24 protein-coding genes, 2 tRNA genes and 1 pseudogene are annotated in these 21,027 nt (G+C 39.7%); 12 read left to right on the forward strand and 15 right to left on the reverse strand.

The window, feature by feature from the left end; genetic code table 11:
• Together ND811_RS06285 and ND811_RS06290 are read right to left on the reverse strand one after the other, a co-directional pair.
• Positions 1–84, reverse strand: a tRNA-Leu gene (locus tag ND811_RS06285).
• A 15-nt stretch (positions 85–99) separates the two neighbouring features.
• Positions 100–170, reverse strand: a tRNA-Cys gene (locus ND811_RS06290).
• 133 nt (positions 171–303) lie between these two features.
• Here ND811_RS06290 and ND811_RS06295 point away from each other — a divergent pair.
• Entirely contained in the window at positions 304–717 is a 414-nt protein-coding gene (locus ND811_RS06295) for an LIMLP_04285 family protein (protein WP_265351251.1), read from the forward strand.
• A 37-nt stretch (positions 718–754) separates the two neighbouring features.
• Here the strand turns inward: ND811_RS06295 and guaA are convergent, their stop codons facing one another.
• The gene (gene guaA, locus ND811_RS06300; RefSeq protein ID WP_265351252.1) at positions 755–2,554 is read right to left on the reverse strand and encodes a glutamine-hydrolyzing GMP synthase; all 1,800 of its coding nucleotides are present in this window, start codon (positions 2,552–2,554) and stop codon (positions 755–757) included.
• Positions 2,555–2,596: 42 nt separating this feature from the next.
• On the opposite strand from guaA, the gene queF reads away from it, so the two are divergent.
• Genes queF through ND811_RS06315 form a run of 3 tightly spaced genes read left to right on the forward strand, consistent with a single transcriptional unit; the run spans position 2,597 to position 3,471 of the window.
• A complete protein-coding gene (queF, locus tag ND811_RS06305) occupies positions 2,597–2,998 on the forward strand; it encodes a preQ(1) synthase (RefSeq protein ID WP_265351253.1) in 402 nt (133 codons plus the stop codon).
• Positions 2,999–3,256, forward strand: coding sequence for a SemiSWEET transporter (locus ND811_RS06310; protein WP_265351254.1), 258 nt, complete (start codon positions 2,999–3,001; stop codon positions 3,254–3,256).
• The gene (locus ND811_RS06315; protein ID WP_265351255.1) at positions 3,253–3,471 is read left to right on the forward strand and encodes a ferredoxin; all 219 of its coding nucleotides are present in this window, start codon (positions 3,253–3,255) and stop codon (positions 3,469–3,471) included. Before ND811_RS06310 ends, ND811_RS06315 begins: the two co-directional genes overlap by 4 nt.
• A 9-nt stretch (positions 3,472–3,480) precedes the next feature.
• Here ND811_RS06315 and ND811_RS06320 read toward each other — a convergent pair whose 3' ends face one another.
• A complete protein-coding gene (locus ND811_RS06320; protein WP_265351256.1) occupies positions 3,481–4,365 on the reverse strand; it encodes a LysR family transcriptional regulator in 885 nt (294 codons plus the stop codon).
• 143 nt (positions 4,366–4,508) lie between these two features.
• Here ND811_RS06320 and ND811_RS06325 point away from each other — a divergent pair, with 143 nt between their 5' ends.
• A complete protein-coding gene (locus ND811_RS06325; RefSeq protein ID WP_265351257.1) occupies positions 4,509–5,177 on the forward strand; it encodes a type 1 glutamine amidotransferase domain-containing protein in 669 nt (222 codons plus the stop codon).
• A gap of 36 nt (positions 5,178–5,213) precedes the next feature.
• Here ND811_RS06325 and ND811_RS06330 read toward each other — a convergent pair whose 3' ends face one another.
• From ND811_RS06330 to ND811_RS06360, 7 genes are read right to left on the reverse strand one after another with little or no spacing between them, the layout of a single operon-like run.
• Positions 5,214–6,659 (reverse strand): alkaline phosphatase family protein, encoded by a 1,446-nt coding sequence (locus tag ND811_RS06330; protein WP_265351258.1) that lies wholly within the window; start codon positions 6,657–6,659, stop codon positions 5,214–5,216.
• Between the two features lie 19 nt (positions 6,660–6,678).
• Positions 6,679–7,704: a flagellar motor switch protein FliM gene (gene fliM, locus ND811_RS06335; protein ID WP_002974265.1), complete on the reverse strand. Its 1,026-nt coding sequence runs from the start codon at positions 7,702–7,704 to the stop codon at positions 6,679–6,681.
• A complete protein-coding gene (locus ND811_RS06340) occupies positions 7,701–8,687 on the reverse strand; it encodes a hypothetical protein (protein ID WP_265351260.1) in 987 nt (328 codons plus the stop codon). The genes fliM and ND811_RS06340 overlap by 4 nt, the downstream gene beginning before the upstream one ends.
• A gap of 60 nt (positions 8,688–8,747) precedes the next feature.
• A complete protein-coding gene (locus ND811_RS06345) occupies positions 8,748–9,347 on the reverse strand; it encodes a hypothetical protein (RefSeq protein ID WP_265351261.1) in 600 nt (199 codons plus the stop codon).
• Positions 9,344–10,225, reverse strand: a complete 882-nt coding sequence (locus ND811_RS06350; RefSeq protein ID WP_265351263.1) for a peptidylprolyl isomerase — start codon at positions 10,223–10,225, stop codon at positions 9,344–9,346. Before ND811_RS06350 ends, ND811_RS06345 begins: the two co-directional genes overlap by 4 nt.
• A 2-nt stretch (positions 10,226–10,227) precedes the next feature.
• Positions 10,228–11,658, reverse strand: a complete 1,431-nt coding sequence (gene argH, locus ND811_RS06355; RefSeq protein ID WP_265351264.1) for an argininosuccinate lyase — start codon at positions 11,656–11,658, stop codon at positions 10,228–10,230.
• Complete coding sequence (locus tag ND811_RS06360) at positions 11,655–12,083, reverse strand: heme-binding domain-containing protein (RefSeq protein WP_265351265.1); 429 nt, start codon at positions 12,081–12,083, stop codon at positions 11,655–11,657. Before ND811_RS06360 ends, argH begins: the two co-directional genes overlap by 4 nt.
• Positions 12,084–12,175: 92 nt before the next feature.
• Here ND811_RS06360 and ND811_RS06365 point away from each other — a divergent pair, with 92 nt between their 5' ends.
• The 3 genes from ND811_RS06365 (at position 12,176) to ND811_RS06375 (ending at position 14,567) form a co-directional block, all read left to right on the forward strand.
• Positions 12,176–12,631 (forward strand): NfeD family protein, encoded by a 456-nt coding sequence (locus ND811_RS06365; protein ID WP_265351266.1) that lies wholly within the window; start codon positions 12,176–12,178, stop codon positions 12,629–12,631.
• 90 nt (positions 12,632–12,721) lie between these two features.
• Positions 12,722–13,642, forward strand: a complete 921-nt coding sequence (locus tag ND811_RS06370; RefSeq protein ID WP_265351267.1) for an SPFH domain-containing protein — start codon at positions 12,722–12,724, stop codon at positions 13,640–13,642.
• A 1-nt stretch (position 13,643) separates the two neighbouring features.
• Positions 13,644–14,567 carry an SPFH domain-containing protein gene (locus tag ND811_RS06375; protein WP_265351268.1) on the forward strand — a complete coding sequence of 308 codons (924 nt, stop codon included), beginning with the start codon at positions 13,644–13,646 and terminating at the stop codon, positions 14,565–14,567.
• A gap of 29 nt (positions 14,568–14,596) precedes the next feature.
• On the opposite strand, the gene ND811_RS06380 is transcribed toward ND811_RS06375, so the two are convergent.
• From ND811_RS06380 to fliN, 3 genes and pseudogenes are all read right to left on the reverse strand, one after another.
• Positions 14,597–15,073 (reverse strand): RNHCP domain-containing protein, encoded by a 477-nt coding sequence (locus ND811_RS06380; RefSeq protein WP_265351269.1) that lies wholly within the window; start codon positions 15,071–15,073, stop codon positions 14,597–14,599.
• A 190-nt stretch (positions 15,074–15,263) separates the two neighbouring features.
• Positions 15,264–15,371, reverse strand: a pseudogene (locus ND811_RS19570) (GNAT family N-acetyltransferase); the annotation flags it as partial.
• Positions 15,372–15,890, reverse strand: a complete 519-nt coding sequence (fliN, locus tag ND811_RS06385; protein WP_265351610.1) for a flagellar motor switch protein FliN — start codon at positions 15,888–15,890, stop codon at positions 15,372–15,374.
• A gap of 87 nt (positions 15,891–15,977) precedes the next feature.
• On the opposite strand from fliN, the gene ND811_RS06390 reads away from it, so the two are divergent.
• From ND811_RS06390 to ND811_RS06405, 4 genes are all read left to right on the forward strand, one after another.
• Positions 15,978–17,228: an AAA family ATPase gene (locus tag ND811_RS06390; RefSeq protein ID WP_407658879.1), complete on the forward strand. Its 1,251-nt coding sequence runs from the start codon at positions 15,978–15,980 to the stop codon at positions 17,226–17,228.
• A 121-nt stretch (positions 17,229–17,349) separates the two neighbouring features.
• Entirely contained in the window at positions 17,350–18,183 is an 834-nt protein-coding gene (gene fcpB, locus ND811_RS06395) for a flagellar-coiling protein FcpB (protein WP_265351271.1), read from the forward strand.
• Positions 18,184–18,235: 52 nt separating this feature from the next.
• Positions 18,236–18,670 carry a hypothetical protein gene (locus tag ND811_RS06400; RefSeq protein WP_265368895.1) on the forward strand — a complete coding sequence of 145 codons (435 nt, stop codon included), beginning with the start codon at positions 18,236–18,238 and terminating at the stop codon, positions 18,668–18,670.
• 3 nt (positions 18,671–18,673) lie between these two features.
• The gene (locus ND811_RS06405; RefSeq protein ID WP_265351273.1) at positions 18,674–19,396 is read left to right on the forward strand and encodes an RsmE family RNA methyltransferase; all 723 of its coding nucleotides are present in this window, start codon (positions 18,674–18,676) and stop codon (positions 19,394–19,396) included.
• On the opposite strand, the gene ND811_RS06410 is transcribed toward ND811_RS06405, so the two are convergent.
• Entirely contained in the window at positions 19,386–20,981 is a 1,596-nt protein-coding gene (locus ND811_RS06410) for a hypothetical protein (RefSeq protein ID WP_322113451.1), read from the reverse strand. The two genes, ND811_RS06405 and ND811_RS06410, sit on opposite strands and share 11 nt — an antisense overlap.
• Positions 20,982–21,027: the final 46 nt, after the last annotated feature.

Raw genomic sequence — 21,027 nt, forward strand, 5'->3', positions numbered from 1 at the left:
TACCTGGAGCGGGAATCGAACCCGCACGGGATTACTCCCACAGGATTTTAAGTCCTGTGTGTCTACCAATTCCACCATCCAGGCGAATGATCCGTGATTAGGCGTCGGCCGGATTCGAACCGGCGGTCAAGCTTTTGCAGAGCCATGCCTTACCACTTGGCCACGACGCCAATCGTGACTTTGGATAGGCTAAAATAGGAAGGTCTGGTGTCAAATGGAAAGTAAAATTCAATTTTCATCGGATTGTAACATTTCGCTCAAAAATCAAATTGCTTATCCCTTTCTTACGTTTGGGCTGTAGATATGAATGTAAAGAACATCCTAACCTTATCTTTTTTAATGATTTTATCTCAAGTTTCCTATGCCGACACTGTGACTGTGAAAGCAACAAAAGAGGTTTTGGAAAACGTAAAAACTTCCTCGCCGACAGCCAATTATGTTCTCGTGGAATCGAAAGACGGCACGAAACAAGCCTATAAAAAGAATTCCGTCGAAGTCGTTAGTCTTCCTGTAGTTTGGGAACCGCAAAAAGAGGAAGAGAAACCGGGCCTTTTTGGCGCTCTCTTTGCTTCTAATGAAACAAAGGAGACCACAAAGGCTCCGGAAACAAAATCCGAAGAGTCTAAGGAAAATCCAGAAAACCAAAGTTTTTTCAGAAGAAAACTTCCCGAACTGGCTATGGGGGGAATGGCGCTGCTTTGGCTTCTTCTTCCTTAAATCTTGGTATCCATTTAAGTATTAGAAAAATCTAAACTTATTCCCACTCAATCGTTCCGGGCGGTTTGTGAGTTAGATCATACAACACCAAAGAAATTTGTGGCAATGCCAATAGTTCTTTGGTGATGCGATCTAAAATATTTCGATCCATCTCGTAAAAGTTAGCTGTCATAGCTTCTGTTGATTCCACTGGCCGTAACACTACTCCATAAGAATTGGCGCGTAAACCTACGGGAACAAGAACTACAGGCATTTGCCAGATGGATGTATGGATGGACTCCTCATAAAGGATTCGATTCACAATGGCATCGGCATCCCGTAGAATGTCTGAATGTTCTTTGTCTAAAGTCAGTTTAGTATAATGAAAGGCTCCATTAAACTGACTAATCCCAGGTGCAAAAACCACACGATTGATATCTTTTTTAAAATTAGTGATTTCGACGGCACATTCATCTAACTCTTTCCAATTGGTAGTAAAGTCATTCAACACAGCACAGTGAGCGTAACTTCTTTGGTCGCCTTGGACTCCCACGGAAAGAATTGGTAAAATTTTGACTTCTGCCTTTTTGCGAGAAAGTGCTAAATCAGAAAAATCGATGACTGGCGGTTTGGTTTCTGGACTTGCAATCATTCGTACGACAAGCCCTGGCCCCGGAAAAGGATGCCTTTCGATCCAACGTTCAGGAAGACCAAGAAGTCTTCCCAGTTCTCTCACTTCATCTTTATACAAATCAGCGATAGGTTCGATGATTTTACCTTCTTGGATGAGTTTTTCAATTTGAGGGACACGGTTGTGATGGGTTTTTATTTTATGGGAATGTTTGGTTCCCCCAGATTCAATGGTGTCAGGGTAAATGGTTCCTTGGCCAAGAAGCCAATGTTCTGAATCCAAGCCAAGGGAATCTGTTGCCTTACTTTGTGCTTCTAAAAACAAATCTCCAACAATACGCCGTTTTCTTTCTGGTTCAAACTCAGATTCTAGGTGTTTATAAAAAATGGCACTTTCATCCCAAATGGTGAGGTCGAATCCAACGTGGTGGAGGTTGTCCATAAGATCCTTCACTTCGTTTTTACGCATAAACCCCGTGTCCACAAGAAGACCTTTCACTCGGTCTTTCCCAAGAGCTTTCGCAAGGAGTAGATAAGCAACGGATGAATCCACGCCACCGGAAACGAGTAAAAAAACATTTTTACCAGGCGGAACTTTCTTTTGGAGTTCAGCAATTTGTTCTTCTAAAAACTGAGAAATACTCCAACTAGCACCGGCATTACAAAGATTAACAAAGTTACGAAGTAAAACTTCTCCTTCTTCAGAATGAGTGACTTCTGGATGGAATTGGATTCCAAATTGTTTTTTCAACTCATTTGAAACAAACGCATAACGACAGTTATCGGAAGAAGCCACAATTTGAAATCCATTCGGCATACGAACTACTTCATCACCGTGGCTCATCCAAACTTTTGTTTTAGGAGAAAGCGATTTGGAAAGTAAAGAATTTGGATTTTCAATTTCTAAAATGGCCGGACCATATTCTTTTGAATTAGAAGAGACTACCTCGCCACCAAGAGCCTTCATTAAAAGTTGATGGCCATAACAGATTCCGAGAATGGGAACTGTCGTTTGGAAAAATCCATCCGGTAGAAGTGGAGCACCTTTTTCATAAACGCTACTTGGGCCACCAGATAGAATGATTCCAGCATAGGACTCGTAGACAGACAAAGGTTCTTCGTTGGAGAGAATTTCCGTATAGGCACCAAGCCTACGAATTCGGGATGCGATGAGGTGAGCGTATTGACCGCCGAAATCGACGACTGCAATTTTTTTATCACTTTTCATGGGATGATTCCAAAATAATTTTGCAATTGTCAGGGTAAACAAATGTCGGAAAAAAAATCAGAATCTTCCTATGAGGACAAACAAGACCATATCCCGTCCTGGAAAACCCCGGAAATTGAATGGTTTGCCAATGTGTATATTGGAAAAGAATACAATATCGAATTTACCATTCCAGAATTCACCGCCGTTTGCCCCAAAACCGGACTTCCCGACTTTGGAACGATTTATATCGAATATATCCCCAGAGAGAGATGCGTAGAACTCAAATCACTGAAAGAATACATGATGTCTTACCGCAATGTAGGAATTTTCCATGAAAATGTTGTGAACAAAATCCTTGAAGACTTTGTTTTAGCAGTGGATCCAGTGTATGTCAAAGTAGTGGGAGATTATAATGTTCGAGGTGGCGTAAAAACCATTGTGAAACGAGAGTACAAAGCCTAAATGGAAAATCTCATTGGCTATATCGCAGCTTTTTTGACTACCGTATCTTTTCTACCCCAAGTTTTACGAGTGGTGATGACGAAACAAACGAGAGATATCAGTAGGAATATGTACATTCTGTTTTTTTTAGGTGTACTCTTATGGTTTATTTATGGAATATTAAAGTCCGATTTTCCCATCATTCTCGCAAATGCGGTCACTATTTTTTTTGTATCTATTATTTTATATTATAAACTAAAAACTGAGGACAAAACATGAGAAAGGCTTATGTAGACAAAGACAATTGTACTTCTTGTAACCAATGTGCTGATAATCTTCCCAAATACTTTATGATGGATGAAGATGATGTTTCTCAAACACATATCGGAGGAGCGTCGATCAACGATGCATTGATCCCAGATGAAGATGAAAAAAAGGTACAAAAGGAAATGGATGAATGCCCAGGGGAATGTATCCACTGGAAAAAAAATTAATTTAGACCTTTAAATATTCATCCAATCATACAGTTTTGGGAATTTTTCCTCTAAATAATCGACGTCCTCCTCTCGACTAACAAGGTACAGTTGATTCTCAAAACTCAGACAATCCTTTTGATTCGTATACAATGAAGTTTTTTTTCCAAGTAAATACGTAGGCAAAACAGAAACACCGCTTCCGAGTTCTAAAGCAGTCAGGATATCATGAAGGTTCGGTAAAACGGAATACTCTTTTAATTTCGGCCGAGAATCAAAATTCACCATCCAGAACCTTCGAACAATCGCAAAGTCTTCGCTATACACAAACCAGTGTTGGTTTTCCATCCAAGTTTTGATCATTTCGCTTTTAGGTTTGGTTTCTCCACGAAATGGAAAATTCGCCTCAGAACTGATGGATTTTGACGCGACAAAAACAAATTTTTCACTGTATAATTCTTCTAACAAAATTCCAGGAACATTTAACTTTTGATTGGTGATGACTAGATCGATTTCCTTTTTTTCCAAAGAATCCAAAAGTTCGGGAGGATGACCATATTGAACATGAAATCTTTCCCTCGATGCAGAAAGTTTAGGCAAAATTTTCTCTAAAAAAATTTCCTTGGCGGAACCAATCCTTAACTTACGAATATTTTCTTTCGGTTTCCATTGCCCCTCCATTTTTTCTAATTCTTCGATTGGGCCTGCGATTTGAACATACAACCGTTTGGCGGCATTAGTGGGAATTAAATCCCTAGATGTACGGCGAAATAGAACTTCTTTTCGATGCCTTTCCAAAGATTGTAAATGCAAACTGAGTGCCGGTTGGGACAAACCAAGAATTTTCCCTGCCTTTGTTAAATTCCTCTCGCGATAGATAAAATAAAAACTTTGGTACAATTCGATCGGATTCATTTTGTTTTGCTATTAATTTTATAATACCTAACAATAAGCACCATCATTATTCTAATAACTTGTTTCTCTTGTCTAAAAAATCAGGTAGGAAAAAATTTTCCCAATCGCAGGTATTTAGAGACTGCAAACAAAGCGAGGACCCAATGAAAAAAGTATTATTTGTATTAACAAGCCACGGAGAAAAAGGGAACGCCGGTTCCACTGGTTACCATTTGGGTGAAGTAGCTCACCCATGGAAGGTCTTACACGATGCCGGAGTGGAAATGGATTTGGTCAGTCCGAAAGGGGGTGAACCTCCTGTGGATGGATTTGATTTGGAGGATGCAGCCAACAAAGAATTTTGGAACCATCCCCTTTACCGGGAAAAACGGATTCATACCAAGTCTCCAAAAGAAATTAATCCTAGTGACTACTCTGCCATATATTTTGCTGGGGGACACGGGACCATGTGGGACTTTCCAGACAATGAGGAACTACAAGGCCTCACAAGATCCATCTATGAATCAGGTGGGATTGTGGGAGCCGTTTGTCACGGTCCCTCGGCCCTCGTCAATGTCACTTTGTCCAATGGCTCCAAACTAATTGCGGGGAAACGAGTTAATGGATTTTCCAACGAAGAAGAAGAAATTGTGAAACTAGAAGGAGTGGTTCCATTTCTTTTGGAAGAAAAACTGATCGCTGCCGGTGGTCAGTATTCCAAATCAGCTCCTTGGAACTCTCATGTAGAAGTGGACGATAGGCTTGTGACGGGACAAAATCCGCAGTCGGCAAAGGCCGTTGGAGAGGCCATTCTTAGTTTACTAAGAAAATAAGAACCACTGTTTTATCCGATTCAGTTTGATTCTAGATCAGGGTTTTCTGGAAACACGAATCCCTTTGTTTTTTTTCTCATTAAGACCTAACATATCTTTAACGATCCCAAAAACATCTTTAACCGATAGGAACTCGTGTTTTTTCCCCGTTGGGTCATACACAAATCCAATGGTTTTCATCTCAGGGTTTTCATTCCAATACCCGTGTCCGTGGATCTTGGTTTGGGACTTGGTAAACACATCCCCTTTTCTGGTTCCACTAAAAAACATGGACTGCTTAGTACGAAAAAGTCCCAAAGCTTTCGGATGGATTTTTTTTTGAATAGAACTAATCTCATCCTCTGGAGAGAAAGAAGTATCACTTAACATTCCATTGGCGGAGGTAGGTATCCACTCAGATCCTGGACAGGCAGTAAGAATTTCAGAAACAATCGAATTCAATTCCTCTACGGAAATCTCTGCCCTTGTCCCCGGCAAAAGTATCGCGGTTCCACCAGAACTTTTAAAAGTAAGCTGGTAAGTACCGGCCTCGTCTTGAATATAACCTTTTTGTTTTAAAACCACATTTGGTGCACAAACAGATTCAGCGGAATGAAACCCGTGGTCAGAAACAATCACAAGTCCCGGACCTTTGGGTGTAAAAGCACCCACAGACTGTAAAAATTCAAAAATGGCTTTGTCCAATTCCGAAAGCCGTTTAAGGGCTTTGTCAGACCCAGGGCCAAACCCGTGGTGGTTGGTATCCAAATCAGTAGTGTATACAAACATCAGATCCGGTTTTTTATTTTGAAAAAGCCAAGTGGCTGTTTTTAATTTCACTTCATCTTTAGAGACGTCGTTTAACGGAGATCCAACGGCGAGTTCCGCTTCTTTGTGAAGATCCTTTGTGGAAAGAACTCGGAGGAGTTTGTCATCTTCTGGAATTTTTTTTCTCCAATATTGGGGAAGGTTCCAATTTATATGAGCACCCACAGTGACGGGCCAAAATACATTGGCAGTCGTTTTGTGATTCTCTTTTGCCAAATCCCAAAGTGTTGGACTAACGATGTCTTCGGTATACCACATCCATCCCCCATCATTTTTTTCAAAAGGATCGGATAAGGTATTGTTATAAATTCCATGTTCTGCCGGATCTTTTCCCGTCACCATTGAAGTATGCGCGGGATAAGTGACAGACGGATTTATGGTATTAATTTCAGAAACTCCATACTTTTGGAAGATTTCGCTTAGATGGGGAAAATAAGCTTGGTATTTGGAATCAGATAAGTAGTAAGCAGGAAATCCATCAATAGAAAGAACAATGGTTTGGTGAACCCTAGCGGATTTCCTCGCACGTTTTTCCGAAGTGTTTTTGGTTTTAGCATCAATAGAAACGCTAAAGATGAAAAATACCAAAATCCCGAAAGCGGAGATGATACGAGTCACAAATTGAAGAGAAGTAAAAATCTTTAATAATACTACAAATTGAATATTTTTTCGCATAAACTCTGTTTAGCGAAAATTAATATTCTTGTTCCGATCTTGTGGATCCAAGAAGTTCATCAGGAATGTCCTCAATGCTATCGCCAATTTGGATGGCAAGTCGGTTCCCGACACGGCCTGGTGTGGCCTTGAACTTACTACGATCCCCAACTTTTACCATAAGGTCAGTTTTGATTGGAGTGTTTTCCAATTTAATTACATCCCCCACATGAAGGTTCATAAGATCATTGAGAGAAATGTCAACACTGCCTACTTCGGAAATTAGAGGGATTTTCACTTGGTCGAGTCGTTCTTGGATGACAGCACGGTTTTCGTCCACTTCCCCTTTACGGATAGAGGAATACCAATACTGTGCAGAAAGTTTATTGATGATAGGTTCAATTGTGATATAGGGAATACAAAGGTTTGTCATCCCTTCCACTTCGCCCACCTTGGTTTCTAAGGTAATTAATACCACCATGTCATTGGGAGGCACTACTTGCGCGAATTGTGGGTTTGTTTCAATGTTTCCAAGTCTTGGACGCAAATCGATTACAGTAGACCATGATTCTCGTAAGTTTCCAAGAATCCTGACGATGATACCTTCCATTACAGACAACTCGATATCAGAAAGTTCTCTGTTGACCTTAGAAGATTCCCCCTTACCACCGAACAAACGATCGATGATGGTAAAGGAAATCGAAGGGTCAATTTCCAAAATAGCAGAACCGCGTAGTGGGTCCATATTGATCACAGCAAGAGTGGTAGGATTAGGAATGGAACGAATGAATTCTTCGTAAGTTAACTGATCCACCGATGCCACGTGCACCACAACTAAAGCGCGTAACTGAGCAGATAAACCTGTTGTTGCCAAACGAGCAAATGTCTCGTGCATCATCTGCAATGTACGAATTTGGTCTTTTGAAAATTTATCCGGACGTTTAAAGTCGTAGATTTTGACTTTCTTTTGTTCCCCAACCGATGAGTATTCATCCTCGGAGACTTCTCCTGAGGAGATGGCATTTAACAGGGCATCAATTTCGTCTTGGGAAAGGATTTCCGTCATTTTTTTACCTTTACGAGTAAGTTTTTAATCTGCCAAAATCCAACACGGCTTCCTTCTTCTTGTCGCAAGGTGTATATATATTCGTACCTTGTTTTGAACCGACCCATCATTCTTTCGACATAGACCTGGACTCTCGCATCTCGTTTAGAAGGATAGTCCACATTCATCACCTTAAAGTATTTTAAAACACCGGAGGGTGTCTCCGTCAAATACTCTTTAAAATCCTCAATGATTGTTTCACGCTCTCCTACTCCAGCTTCGGTATAAGCACTGCTAAAACGATCATACGCCAAAATATATTCCGAAAAATCGATCCACTTAAAGTGGTATTCCCAATGTTTTTTCATTTCGGCACCAAGGAAAAGAAAAATGGTCTCTTCTGGAGATAGTCCTCCATTTTCCGTAATTTGCCGAGTGACGGTTTCTTTTCTATCTGCTTTAGGATTTTGAAATAGAAATCCTACTGTATTCTGCGAACGGAGGAAGGCGGATTTATCTTCTGTATAATTAGGATAAAAATAACCAGTTACATAAAACTTTTGGTCAGGTAAAAAACTATAATGTTCATCCAAATAAATGGTTTTAGAAAAGGATTCATTGCGATGAAGACTAATTTCTTTATTTTCATCACCCACTAAATTAACGATGGTCGTCCTACGTTTGAGGACTGGATCCGGAAATTCAGGGTCTTCTATGGGTGTAAGGATACGATCATTTTCATCTTTCACTATGATTTGGAAAGAAAAACGGAAATCAAAAGAAGGAAATATGCGGACAACTTCCTTTCCTGTATTGGTGACAGTAAAGGTAAGCGGAATTCTTTCTCCTGATTGGTAACTCCTTTTGGTAAGCGAAAGGTTAATTTTGGATTGGAGGGAGACAAAATTATCGATCCTTTCCCCTCGTGCATCACGATCAGGAAAGGCCGCAAGGGACCTGACCAAAAAAATGCCTAAAATAACAGATGTTCGGAAAGACCGCATACACTTAAAGATTTCGGCAGGACTTTGATTTTCCGAAAGAATTTTTAGGACATAAAAACCCTAACTAGCACCCATTTTTGCTTCTGCCAAAATGTAATCGGCAATTCGAATGAGTCTTGTCATTACAGAACTTAGTTTTTTGTACTGGTAGTAGTTTTCCCGCTGTTTGTCCAAATGCGGTTCCACAAGGGCTACCGTTTTTGAAGATACCTTCAGATTTTTGATCTCATTTTCCGTGACCCCATAGAGGTTTGCCTCGGAAACAAAACGGTTAAGTTCCTTTACCAAACTTTCGTCCGTCAAATCCTGAATTTCAAAAACCTTCTCAATTTTTAAAATAAAGTCAGTTAAAGTGCGTTTGATTTTTGATTCTTCCTCGGTAGGCCGCCTTTTGGATGTGACTTGGTTTAAAGACTCGTATCGTTCCAGGGCCGTCTCGTAGAGTTGACTCATTTTTGACTTTTGGCCAAGGATAAAACTGATAAAACTAAGAAGCCCAACAAAGGTATCCGGATAACGATTGATTCCCCCAATTTCATCTAAAGCATTTGCAAAGGCTTCTTCATTATGAGGAACAGTCATAATAAATTTTAACACCGGTTCCACTGAGGAACCGGATGTGTATTTCTGTATGACTTCAATTCCTTCTAAGTAGTTCATTGGCGTTTGTCTATAACGACAACCTTACGAATGGTTGTCTGCAGGTTTCCTTTTTCAATGATTCGATCCAGGACATCATATCCCGAAACCAAAAATCCAAATACCGTATGAAGGCCGTCCAGATGCGGAGTGTCCACTTGGTTGATAAAAAATTGTGATCCATTGGTATTGGGTCCTGCATTGGCCATAGCAAGAGAACCACGAAGTGCTTTTTTACTAGGAAGGACTTCGTTATACCTGTATCCGACTCGGTGTAAGACTTCTAAAACAGGTAATTCCATAGCCTCTTGGTATGCTTTTTCTACCTCGGTTCTTTTTTCTTCAAACTCAGCTCTGGATTGTATTTTAAATTCAGCAAGGACTGCCCTTTGTAATTGCGACTGGTATTGGGGAGCATCTTTGATTTTTAATTTATCTAGACCCAGAGCCTTCGCATTGATTTCATCTTCGATTTGGTATCCCGGACCACCTGTTCCGTCGCCTCTTGGACATCCGCCCTGTGCCATAAAGTTATCTATGACACGGTGGAATTTAAGACCATCATAAAAGGGTCTTCTTTCGGAACCTTTGTCGGTTCTGAACTCTTTTTCCCCTTGGGCCAAATCGATAAAATTTTGTACCGTTTTCGGAGCAGCCGTATCATAAAGTTCTAACACTAAATCACCGACTGTGGTATTGAATACAGCGTAAATGGCTGGTTTCTCAGGCAGCTTGACTGAAGTCACATCTTGGCGTTTCACAATGACCTTCGCAGGCGAATACGAAATCGGTTCGTATGTAATTTTTTTAAATCTTTGGTCACTGCACTGAATTGTTTGCGAAACAAACAAAAAGAAAATGGAGAAGAAAATGACTTTATTGATACACTTGGATTTCATATTTACTTTTTAACCTTAGATTCTATTGATTTTAGCTTTTTGGTCAATTCGTTTACTTTTGCCTTAGCACGTTTGATTTGTTCTTTTTGACGAGGGAATGCAGTTCCTCCCATCACGTCTTTTTTGTCACAAGAGGTTTCAAGTGATATAGCCGCTTCATAACCTGGATCAGTAAGGACTGCATGGATTTGGCCCCTTTCGCCACTCGGGATGGTGAATAAATCATAACCCTTACTCGAACAATTTTTAACTAACTCGCCTACAATTTCGTGTGCCGAGCGGAACGGAATTCCTTTTGCACTGACAAGCCAATCGGCAAGGTCTGTCGCCGTAGAAAATCCAGAACGAAGACTTCTTGTTGCATTTTCAGGAAAAACTTGAATGCCTTGAACCATATCTCGAACCCCTTCAATACTAAGCCTGATTTGTTTGACAGTATCAAATAACGGGAGTTTGTCTTCTTGGAAATCCCTATTATAGGATAAAGGAGTACCTTTGAGCATTACGAGAACATGGGTCAAACTTCCAATCACACGCCCCGCTTTCCCGCGAATGAGTTCTGCCACGTCAGGATTTTTCTTTTGTGGCATAATGGAAGAACCTGTCGTTAAATGGTCAGGCAATTTAAAATAACTGAATTCTTGAGAAGTATAAAGAATGATCTCTTCGCAAAAACGAGAGACATGGATCATAAACTGCGATGCCGCAAAAAGAAATTTAAAAATATGATCCCTTTGACTCACCGCATCCATCGAATTTTCGGAAATCCGAGAAAGAGACAAATCTTTTTTCAAAAAATCCCTATCGGTGGCATAGTTTACACCGGCCAAAGCACCAGAACCTAACACAAGTTCGTCAGCCCTTTCATAAGCCGCAAAAAAATCTTCAAAGTCCCGAACGTTTGCCCAAAAATGAGACAAAAAATAATGAGAAGCACGAATGGGTTGGGCAATTTGTAAATGGGTATAACCAGGTATAATGGTTTTAGTATGGGCTTCTGCCTTCACAATCCAAGAAGAAAGTAAATCCAATAATAAAACCAAAATACCTTCAACTTCAGATTTAATGTACAATCGCACATCTTGGGAAACCTGATCATTTCGACTTCGCCCCGTATGCAGTTTCTTACCTAAATCACCCAGAAGCTCCGTTAGGCGAGACTCAACAGACATATGGATGTCTTCGTTTTCGATTTTGAATTCAAACTTCCCTGAATCTATTTCCTTTTTGATCTGGCCTAGACCCGTTTCGATTTTTCGTTGTTCCGATTCGGAAAGAATTCCAATTCGTTTTAACATTCGAGAATGAGAAATGGAACCTTCAATATCATGAGCATAAAGTTCTTTATCAAAACTAATCGACTCCCCAATCCGAATCATAAGAGAAGAAGGAGGTGCTTCAAAACGGCCACCCCACAATTTTTTCTCTTTCATTCGGAATCCTCACTTAAATGGTCCGACCATTTTTTCAAAACTTCTTTATCTTTGTCTGATAACTTTGCCGTTGGATGCAATAAAAGATAGTCTTTAGGAGGCATCTCATCTTCCTCAACTTGTTCCCAAATTTCGAAGATTTTTTTGTTTTGTTTCTTTTCTGAGAGAAGTCCAAATTCCGAAAAATTCAATTCGTCTCTTCCTTCTTCCACATGGTGAGAAATAAGTAAGGAGGCAGGGAAAATATAGGAGTAAGCCGGCCAAACTGTTTCGTTCGAATGACAATCATAACAACTGCGCTTTAAGATTTCTTTGATCTCATTAGTCGTTTGGATCTCAGACTTGACTGGGGGATTCGAGCGATTGATGGGGAAAAATTGAAGGAGGAGAAAGACTCCTAGTAAAATAAGGAAAATTCGTTTCACACAAGACAGGTTCCATGCCTTCCTCCGAAATCAAAGTATTATTTTTCTTGCCTTATCCAGAATTCGATATTCCTTTTCTTTAGAGGTTCCCATTGGATTTTATTTTTGCAAACTCACCTTATGTCTGGATTTTCCTTGGAATTACTTTGTTGTTCTCTGAATTTCTCCTTCCGGGAACTTTTGTGATGTTTTTAGGAATAGGAGCCATATTTACAGGAATTTTAGCTCGTTTATTGCCTATCGAATTTTATACCCAAGTGATTGTTTGGGTCATTTCTAGTTTTGTCTCTATCTTAGTTGGCGGAACTGCCGTAAAACGTTTTTTTAAATCCGAATCCTCTGTAGATCCTTTTATCCAAGATGACTATCTAAATCAGATCGTGCCTGTTGAAATTGATATTTTAGTAGAAAGACATGGAGGAAAAATTCGATTTCAAGGAACCCTTTGGGATGCAGTCTCTAAAGATTCAAAAATTCCCAAAGGAAATTATGTGCGAATTTTGTCTCGGGAAAACCTTACCTTCACTGTAGAAAGAGTAGAGTCCTAAGAAAGGTTTCATTTTTTTCAAACTTAGATAAAAAAACCCTTTTCTCTTTTTCGTTCTTCGAATAGGCTCAAACGTCACAAAGGAGAAACTATGGGCGCGACCGTCATCGTTGTCTTTTTGATCGTTGTATATATCATCAAAAAGACAATCATCATTGTTCCAGAACAAAGTGTTTATGTTAAAGAAAGATTAGGTGTACTCAATGGGGTTTTAAAATCGGGATTTTATTTTATGATCCCTTTTGTAGACCAAATTCGTTACCGTCAAAACTTAAAAGAACAAACTATTGATATTGATCCACAAGTTTGTATCACTAAAGACAACGTATCTGTTGAAGTAGATGGAGTATTATATTTAAAAGTAATCGATGGAGAAAAAGCATCTTACGGAATTGATAACTTTATGTTGGCAACAACACAACTTGCGCAAACCACTCTTCGTTCCGAAATTGGAAAATTAATCTTTGATAATCTACTTTCCGAAAGAGATGAAATCAATGGACGAGTGGTTTCCAATATCGATCGAGCTACCGATCCTTGGGGAATCAAAGTCACAAGATACGAAATTCGTAATATCACTCCACCTAAACAAATCCTTCTTGAGATGGAAAACCAAATGAAATCAGAAAGAGAAAGGCGAGCAGAGATCACCATTTCCCAAGGGGAAAAGGAGTCTCGGGTGAATCATTCTGTAGGAGAAAGACAAGAATCAATTAACATTTCTGAAGGGGAAAAAATTCGATTGGTCAACGAAGCAGATGGTAGAGCACAGGAAATTACACTCATTTCTAATGCAACAGCAAAAGGTTTACAACTCATCTCCGAAGCCATTAGCAAAAAAGGTGGGAAAGAAGCCGTTAGTTTACAAATCACACAAGAGTATTTGGATGCTCTCGGTCAAATTCTAAAAACATCGAAAACCACAGTGGTTCCGGAAACTTTGGCAAACATCGGTGGAGTGTTTGAAGGCCTATCCAAAATAACAACAAAAATCCCACAGGTAGGAGAATAGTATGGAATTTGTATACTTAGCCTTTTGGTCGATCATAGCCATTTATTTGATTTATAAAATATTTCGCTGCATCCGTATTATCCCGGCACAGGATGTTTTAATTGTGGAACGATTGGGAAAATACTCGCGTACATTGCGGGCCGGATTTCATATCCTCATTCCATTTATCGATCGGGATGCATATTACCATACTCTCAAAGAACAATCGATAGATGTACAACCACAAATTTGTATCACACATGATAACGTTCAGGTGAAAGTGGATGGAGTAATTTATTTAAAAATCATTGATCCAGTTCGTGCCTCCTATGGAATCGAAGACTTTCAATTTGCTGCAATCCAACTAGCACAAACCACGATGCGTTCCGTGATTGGAACTATGGAACTGGACAAAACCATCGGGGAAAAAGATTTAATCAACTCCACAATTGTAGCGGCGATCGACCAAGCCTCTGAACCTTGGGGAATCAAAGTCAATCGGTATGAAATTTTGAATATTGTTCCACCGAAGTCCGTTCTCGATGCAATGGAAAAAGAAAAAAAAGCACAAATCGCCAAACGTTCCCAAGTGCTTCTTTCTGAAGGGGAAAGAGATTCTAGAATCAACCGTTCCCTCGGTTTTAAGGAGGAAGCCGTGAACAAATCGGAAGGAGAAAAACAAAGAAGGATTAACTCTGCGGAAGGAAAGGCAAAAGAAATTGAAGCACTTGCGCAAGCGACAGCAAAAGGAATTGAATCCATCGCAGGGGCCATCTCTGACCAAGGTGGTGCCTCAGCGATCAAACTCCAAATCACTAAAGCCTTTATCCATAACTTCCTCAATGTTGCCAAAGAGAATACGGAAATCCTCATCCCTGCGGATGTGATGAACCTACCAAATCTCATTGCCAACTTAACGGAAGGGAAAAAAACAAAGGCACAGTAATCAAAAACGAAGAGTGCCCAATTCACAGTCTAGCACTTGTCATCCGGTGGGTCTTCCACCGGATTTTCTCTAAACAATCGAAAACTAGGTTTTGCCATCGCTTGGGCCGCAAGTGAAAGAAGTAGCGCTTCGTTATCATCTGGCCCGATTCGATTGGCATGGATCACCCCACATCCTTTACAGCGATGCAAAATCACCCATTCCCCTCTTCTGACCCAAATGGATATGGCTTCCATCTTACTTCCACAGGTGGCCGCTCGATCACCAGGTGAGTTGTCGAGATGTAAACTCGTCAAACAGTTCGGACAGTGGTTTCTTTGGTCAGTTCCAAACCCAGGGGGAAAAACCATTTGTTTGCATTCTATGCAACGAAATTCATCTACGTCAGAACGGAAACGATGGGATTTTATTTTTGGTTTTAAAGATGAAAATTCCTCGTCTTCCTCATCAAAACGTTTTTTCTTTGAGAACTTTTGAAATTTAGATAGTTCTGATTCACGTACCATATCCAGTTTTTGCGGCAAAACAAAAAGAGGAGACCAAAACAGTGGATGAGAGGGATTAGACCGCCTGTGCGAAGATAGCCGCCTCCTAATTAAATTTAGGCGGGGTATCCAAAACAAGTTCACCGTTTTGGCGGTCTACACAATGGCTAGAAGTAACATATAGAACAATTTGATAGGGAAAGGATTGGTGTCAAGGAGAATCAACAGTCAATTTTTTGCATAGAAAGTAACAATTCTGTCCTTCAGGGTAATTTGGAATCTTTCCTACTTCTTCATATCCCAACTTTGTATCAAATCGTTATAAGAAGGCTGGACCACCTAGTCTTTCCATTGGATCCACGATTTGTGTGATTTGAACTCCGTAATAATCATCCAAGATTATGAGTTTTCCTCTTCCAACCAGTTTTCCGTTGGCAAGAATATCCAATTCTTCCCCAATATTTTTATCCAACTCGACAACAGTTCCTTCTGTCAACTGGAGAACATCTTTAATGAACATTGTGGTTCGACCAAGTTCAATGGTTAACTGAAGTGTAACATCTAAAAGTAGATTAAGGTTTGCGGTATTATTGCCTGAACTAGATTGCGCCTTTGCACCGGATCTAGCCGGTGCGGGAGTGGCACTCGGACCTAAGGCAGCAGCAATATCAGCAAAAGATGGGCCATTGTCGTCGCCTCCGCCACCACCAACGAGGGCATCCAAATCATCAAGTCCACCGCCTCCTCCAGAGCCACCTCCAGCAGGGGTACTGGCTCCACCACTAAATCCACCGAGTAATGCGTCTATGTCTTCTTGTGATAGTGAACCTTCACCCATTTTCAGTACAACCTCTCCAATGTATTCGTCGGAGGAAATCAAAATCCTTCCTTGAAAAAAAAGGGAAAGATCCGCATTTTGTTCCTTATGTCCAATTCACAATCCCTTCTGGATTACTTTAAGGCCAAGGAACTCTTCGCTTCCGAACTAAAGAATGCGAATTACCAGTTTGTTCAGGAGAAAGAGGAAACCCTTTTTCGGTTTCGGACTGAAAATGTCGGTAAAGACCGAATCCTAGACTGCCTTGGAATTGTGAGAAACTACATCGAAAACTTCCGAATTTATAATTTTGAAGAAGGATACATTAGTATCCAAGCATTAAATGAAAATCTATTTGAACCCCAAAAGAACCTATCTGGAAAATTTCGGATTCGGTTTTCCTTTAAATCGGATTTAAAAATGGAATGTTCCAAACAGGGAGATTTTTCCACCAAGGAAATCCAAACCATTCTTAGTCTTTTTCAGTTTCTAAAAGCCGAAGGGACAGGTACAAAAGATCCAAAAATCATCCTCCACCAACTCGGTGCGGAAGTTTACGATCCCCATATAGAAAAAGTAAAAGGAAATGATTTAGGTTTTGATTCTATTTTTGGTTATGATGGGGTGAAGGCCCAGATTTTAGAAAGTTTGGTATTTCCCATTTTGAAACCGGAACCTTTTTTTGAGATCACCAAACTCACCCGTAAAAAACCAAGCCCCAACCTCCCCCGTGCCGTCCTTTTTGAAGGGGAACCAGGAGTGGGAAAAACAAGTATGGCCAAAATTGTATCCCATCTCTGTGGAGTTCCTATGGTTTATGTGCCGATTGAATCCATCTTAAGCAAATACTATGGAGAATCTTCACAGAACCTAGCAATGGTCTTTGATGCAGCGGCACTTTTCCCGAAATGTATGCTCTTTTTAGATGAAATTGATTCTTTAGCAACCTCAAGAGAGGACGGGCTTTTTGAGGCGACAAGAAACCTACTGAGTGTTCTCCTCCGTAAACTAGATGGGTTTGCCGAACGAAGTGGAACCATTACGATTGGTGCCACCAACAGAAAACATGACCTAGACTCTGCCCTTTTGTCCCGATTTGACAGAAAAATTTACTTTCCTTTGCCAAATAAAGAGGAGCGGGCTCAGATTTTGGAAGGATATGCCAAACAATTAAGTCAAAATGACCACAGAAAACTGGCAGAGGCCTTGGAGGGAGCTTCTGGCCGAAACCTAAAGGACTATTGTGACTATGTGGAACGCAGATGGATCACAAAAAACTGGGAATCGGGTGAAATTCTGCATCCCCCCGAAATTTCTTTTTATTTAGAGTCCCTCCCGGATTTTGGATGGAAACGCTAAAAAGTAAGAGTTTCGGCTTCAATCTTCTAGGTGATTTACCGATAATTTTTACAGGATAGTTGTTTACGACCATTGGTCGTTCTTTGGTATCCTCAAATTAACCTTTTAGGAAGATTCGGACATGAAAATAAAATTAATTCTCCCCATCCTTTTGCTCAACTTTGGGGTTTTCGCTCAAACTGGTAGTTCGGAAACAGGTTCCACTTCTGCTGGAATCGATCCCACTCAATCCGGTAAATCCATTACTGAGACGGAAAAAGAACTAGATGATAATATTTCTGAAGTGAACAAACGCCTTCGTTTGCACACAGTTTTATTTAAGATGAAAGTGAGAACTCTTCCTCACCGCACTGTCCTTTACAAAGGAAAACCAAGTGCTGATGGAGAAAGATGTGAAGCCACTGATAAACAAGAAGCACAAGATAACACTTGTTTGCATTTAGAAGTTTTTGACTTTGTTGGTAGTGAAGATGGAAGATCAGGAAAAAACCTTGGTGCCAAATTTAAAAAGATGGAACTCTTTTATGAAGGTGCTAACAATGCTGATCCAGATCCAAGAAAAGAACAACCAAGAAATATTACAAAAATAAGAACTTATATTTACCAAAACAATTTTGTTTTAGAAGATAAAATCATTTCGGTCATTGCAGACGTTGCACCTAACGGAACGCCAGCACATGATGATAAAATCGAACTCTTCTACCAACATGATGATTATCCAGTGTGGGGAACTCCAGAAACTCCTTCTGAAAAAGGTGTTGGTAAATACATTCTTGCAAACGTAGAGAATACAAAAACAAACCCAATTAGAAATAATTTCAAAAAACAATTCTATTTCAAAAACTTGGACTACTTCGATAAACTTTTTACAAAGATTTTCGATTATAACGACCGAGACTCGAATAAACACTACAAGAAAAACGTAGAAGCATTGAAGAGTTCTTTAAAATACTAAAAACGAAGGTTCTTCATTGAATCTCGTTAAACAATGTCCGAATTGTTCCACGATGTTACGGTTCCCTGCCACACAGGGAACCATTTTGGTACAATGTCCTGTTTGTTCTCATCGTTTTACTTATGTACCCGATTTGGATTCGACTGAGGATTTTCAAAACGCCTCCGAGCCAATTCCTTCCTTTCAGTTCAAACCTTCTTTTCAAAGTTATAAAGAACTAATCCTTGATTTACTCTATGCACCTATTGATTATTTGAAATCGAAACAAGGTCAAAGAAAAAGAGAAATTAAATTCATTCCCATACTATTAATTACAATCTTACTTTTGTATTTTTGGAAGTGGTCAACCTATCCTGAGTCTCCTAACCCGGAATTAAGAGAAGAACAACAACTTCCAGCTCCAATGATAGGACCAGACGAAGAATCCATACCAGAAGATTCAACGGAAGAATCAGATCCAGGTGCAAAACCCAGTTATGAGATATAAACTTTGAATTGGATTCTTGTTTATGAAAGAGAATTACAACAAAACCTTTTTGTAAACCTAACAGACCAAAGACATACTCATATTCAAACGGTTTTAAAAAAGAAATCGGAAGACCAGGTTCAAGTTGTCGTCCCAAACTTAGGTAATTTTCTTTTTAAAATTAAAACCATATCAGACTCTTTTACAACTCTGGAAAAGTTGTCTTTACTTCCTGAAACTTTAAAACCACTCCCCATCCATACCTTCTTTTCTTTACCTAGACCCCAAACTGGAAAAAAACTTCTCCACTTGGCCGGGGCGTATGGAGTACAGTCCGTATTTTTTTACGCTACGGAAACAAAAAATAAGGAATACTGGACCTCGCCAGTTTACACGAAAGAAACCTTATCTCATTTAGAGACAGGCCTTAGCCAAACAGGAAACTCTCGGCTTCCTATTGTGGTCAGGGAGAGGACTATTTCATGGAAATTTTTTCTAAAAGATTGGGATGGAAAAATTTTTGTTTTAGACCGTGAAGGGATAGATTTCCAGTCCATTATAAAAACTCAAACCGAGTTTTCAAATCAATCTTTGTTCGTATTTGGTCCCGAATCAGGATGGAAACCTGAGGATCTTTTATTCTTCCGCGAAAACAATTTCCCTCTGATCAGTTTGGGAAAAATCAATCTTAGGACAGAATTTGCTTACTCAGCTCTATTACACCAATTGTTTTCGATTAAAAACTAATTCCACCTGAGACTAAAAATCGAATTTCATCTATGCTTACGAAAGATTTTTCGCTGCTATCTAAATAGTATTTTCTATAATTTTGTAATCGCAAAACTATAGGACCAAACGACTTAGAAATCTCCGCAGCAGCCTGTGTGTTATTGTCCAAATCAAAGGCTTTTCCCTGAGATTCGAATCCTTTTTTAGTATAGTAAAAAGACATTAAAAAAGAGGATCCTAGTGGAATATAAGCGGCAGCAAACACACGTTTGTTTCCTTTTAAACCATAATCTTCAAGTGCAAATTCAAAACCAAGGTGATAAAAATTGATATAAACTGTATGATAATAACCCGTTACTTTGGAGTTAGACTGGTTTTCTAAGTATTCATATTTAGGGCGAAGAGGCGAAGAAATGGGAAATTTTTGAAATCGTTCTACTTCATAAAAACTATCAAAATACATGGGAGCATAGTTGGCTGTCATTTGGCGAAACTCTGGTTTCAAAATGATATTTAAATCTTTTGTCCCTAACCGAAATATACTTCCATAATGTGTACCTTGAGCCCCATCGAGACCTTTAATTTTGTTAAAGTCTAAATAAGGTGTAAATTCCACAAAAGGTAAATTGAGTAGTCGGTATTCGATATCCATTCCTTCGATGGAGGCTCGAGTCACTTGAGCCGTTTTGGGATTGTCTAAATGTTTTTCTGTAACAGGTGATCCATTCGTATTATAAGACATTTGAACAGGAGCAGCCCTGTCCCAAGCTTTTGTATAACCAATTGTTAATCGATTGTACCAAGGGTCGTTATCGACAAGTTCCATACGAGAATCTTTACTAATGGGTCGAACTTCTTTTTTTCTTGCCTCTTCTGCTTTTTTGTTTTTTAATTCTTCACTTCCTGCTTCTTCCTCAACGCTAAGTCGCCCTGACTCATCTAAGACATTTCCTCTCAGATTCATCAAATAAACTAAATCAGATGATTTATCAAATAACGAAAAAAGCGATTTACCAATTGCTAAAGGTTTTATATAAACTCGTGCTGCGTTTACTTCAAAATTCACAACGGAATTAGCAAAATATTGCACTCCCACGTAATCCGTATTTAAATCAGCCATAACACCGGGATTGTAAGCATCGAAACGAGAAGAACTTTGGTATTTGTTGACGATGGTTCCATGACCAATATACCCATCGACCATCTTACCTGTATAAGCTGAATAAGTTACCTTTCCTGGAATCTGTTGGTTGTAAGTCCCATAAGAAATATAGTTCAATACTCGCGAGTAATCATTTCTACTGTTATAATCCATCTCCCGAATTTTTCCAGCTTTACTATCAAGTTGCAAAGGGTCTTTATCCACAGCAAGTGCGTTGATCGGAAGAGAAAATGAATATCCAAAGTTACTACCGTGGTTGTAGGTGAAATTAGGGGAAACATAACCGTAATAGTCTTTCTGGAAACTCGTTCCACCGGCATCAAACTGTAAGGCGGAAGCACGTCTAGACTCAGTTCCCGTGGGCACCCAAACTTGGGCTTCCAGTGCAAGGATTGGCAGAAGGAAAAAAATTCCCAGGCCTTGGATCAGACGGTATTGCATCACGATACGATCATTATCGTAAGGTTTAACCCTGAAAATAAGAAAT

The sequence above is a fragment of the Leptospira soteropolitanensis genome, from assembly GCF_026151655.1.
In the GTDB taxonomy this organism is placed as follows: Bacteria; Spirochaetota; Leptospiria; order Leptospirales; family Leptospiraceae; genus Leptospira_A; species Leptospira_A soteropolitanensis.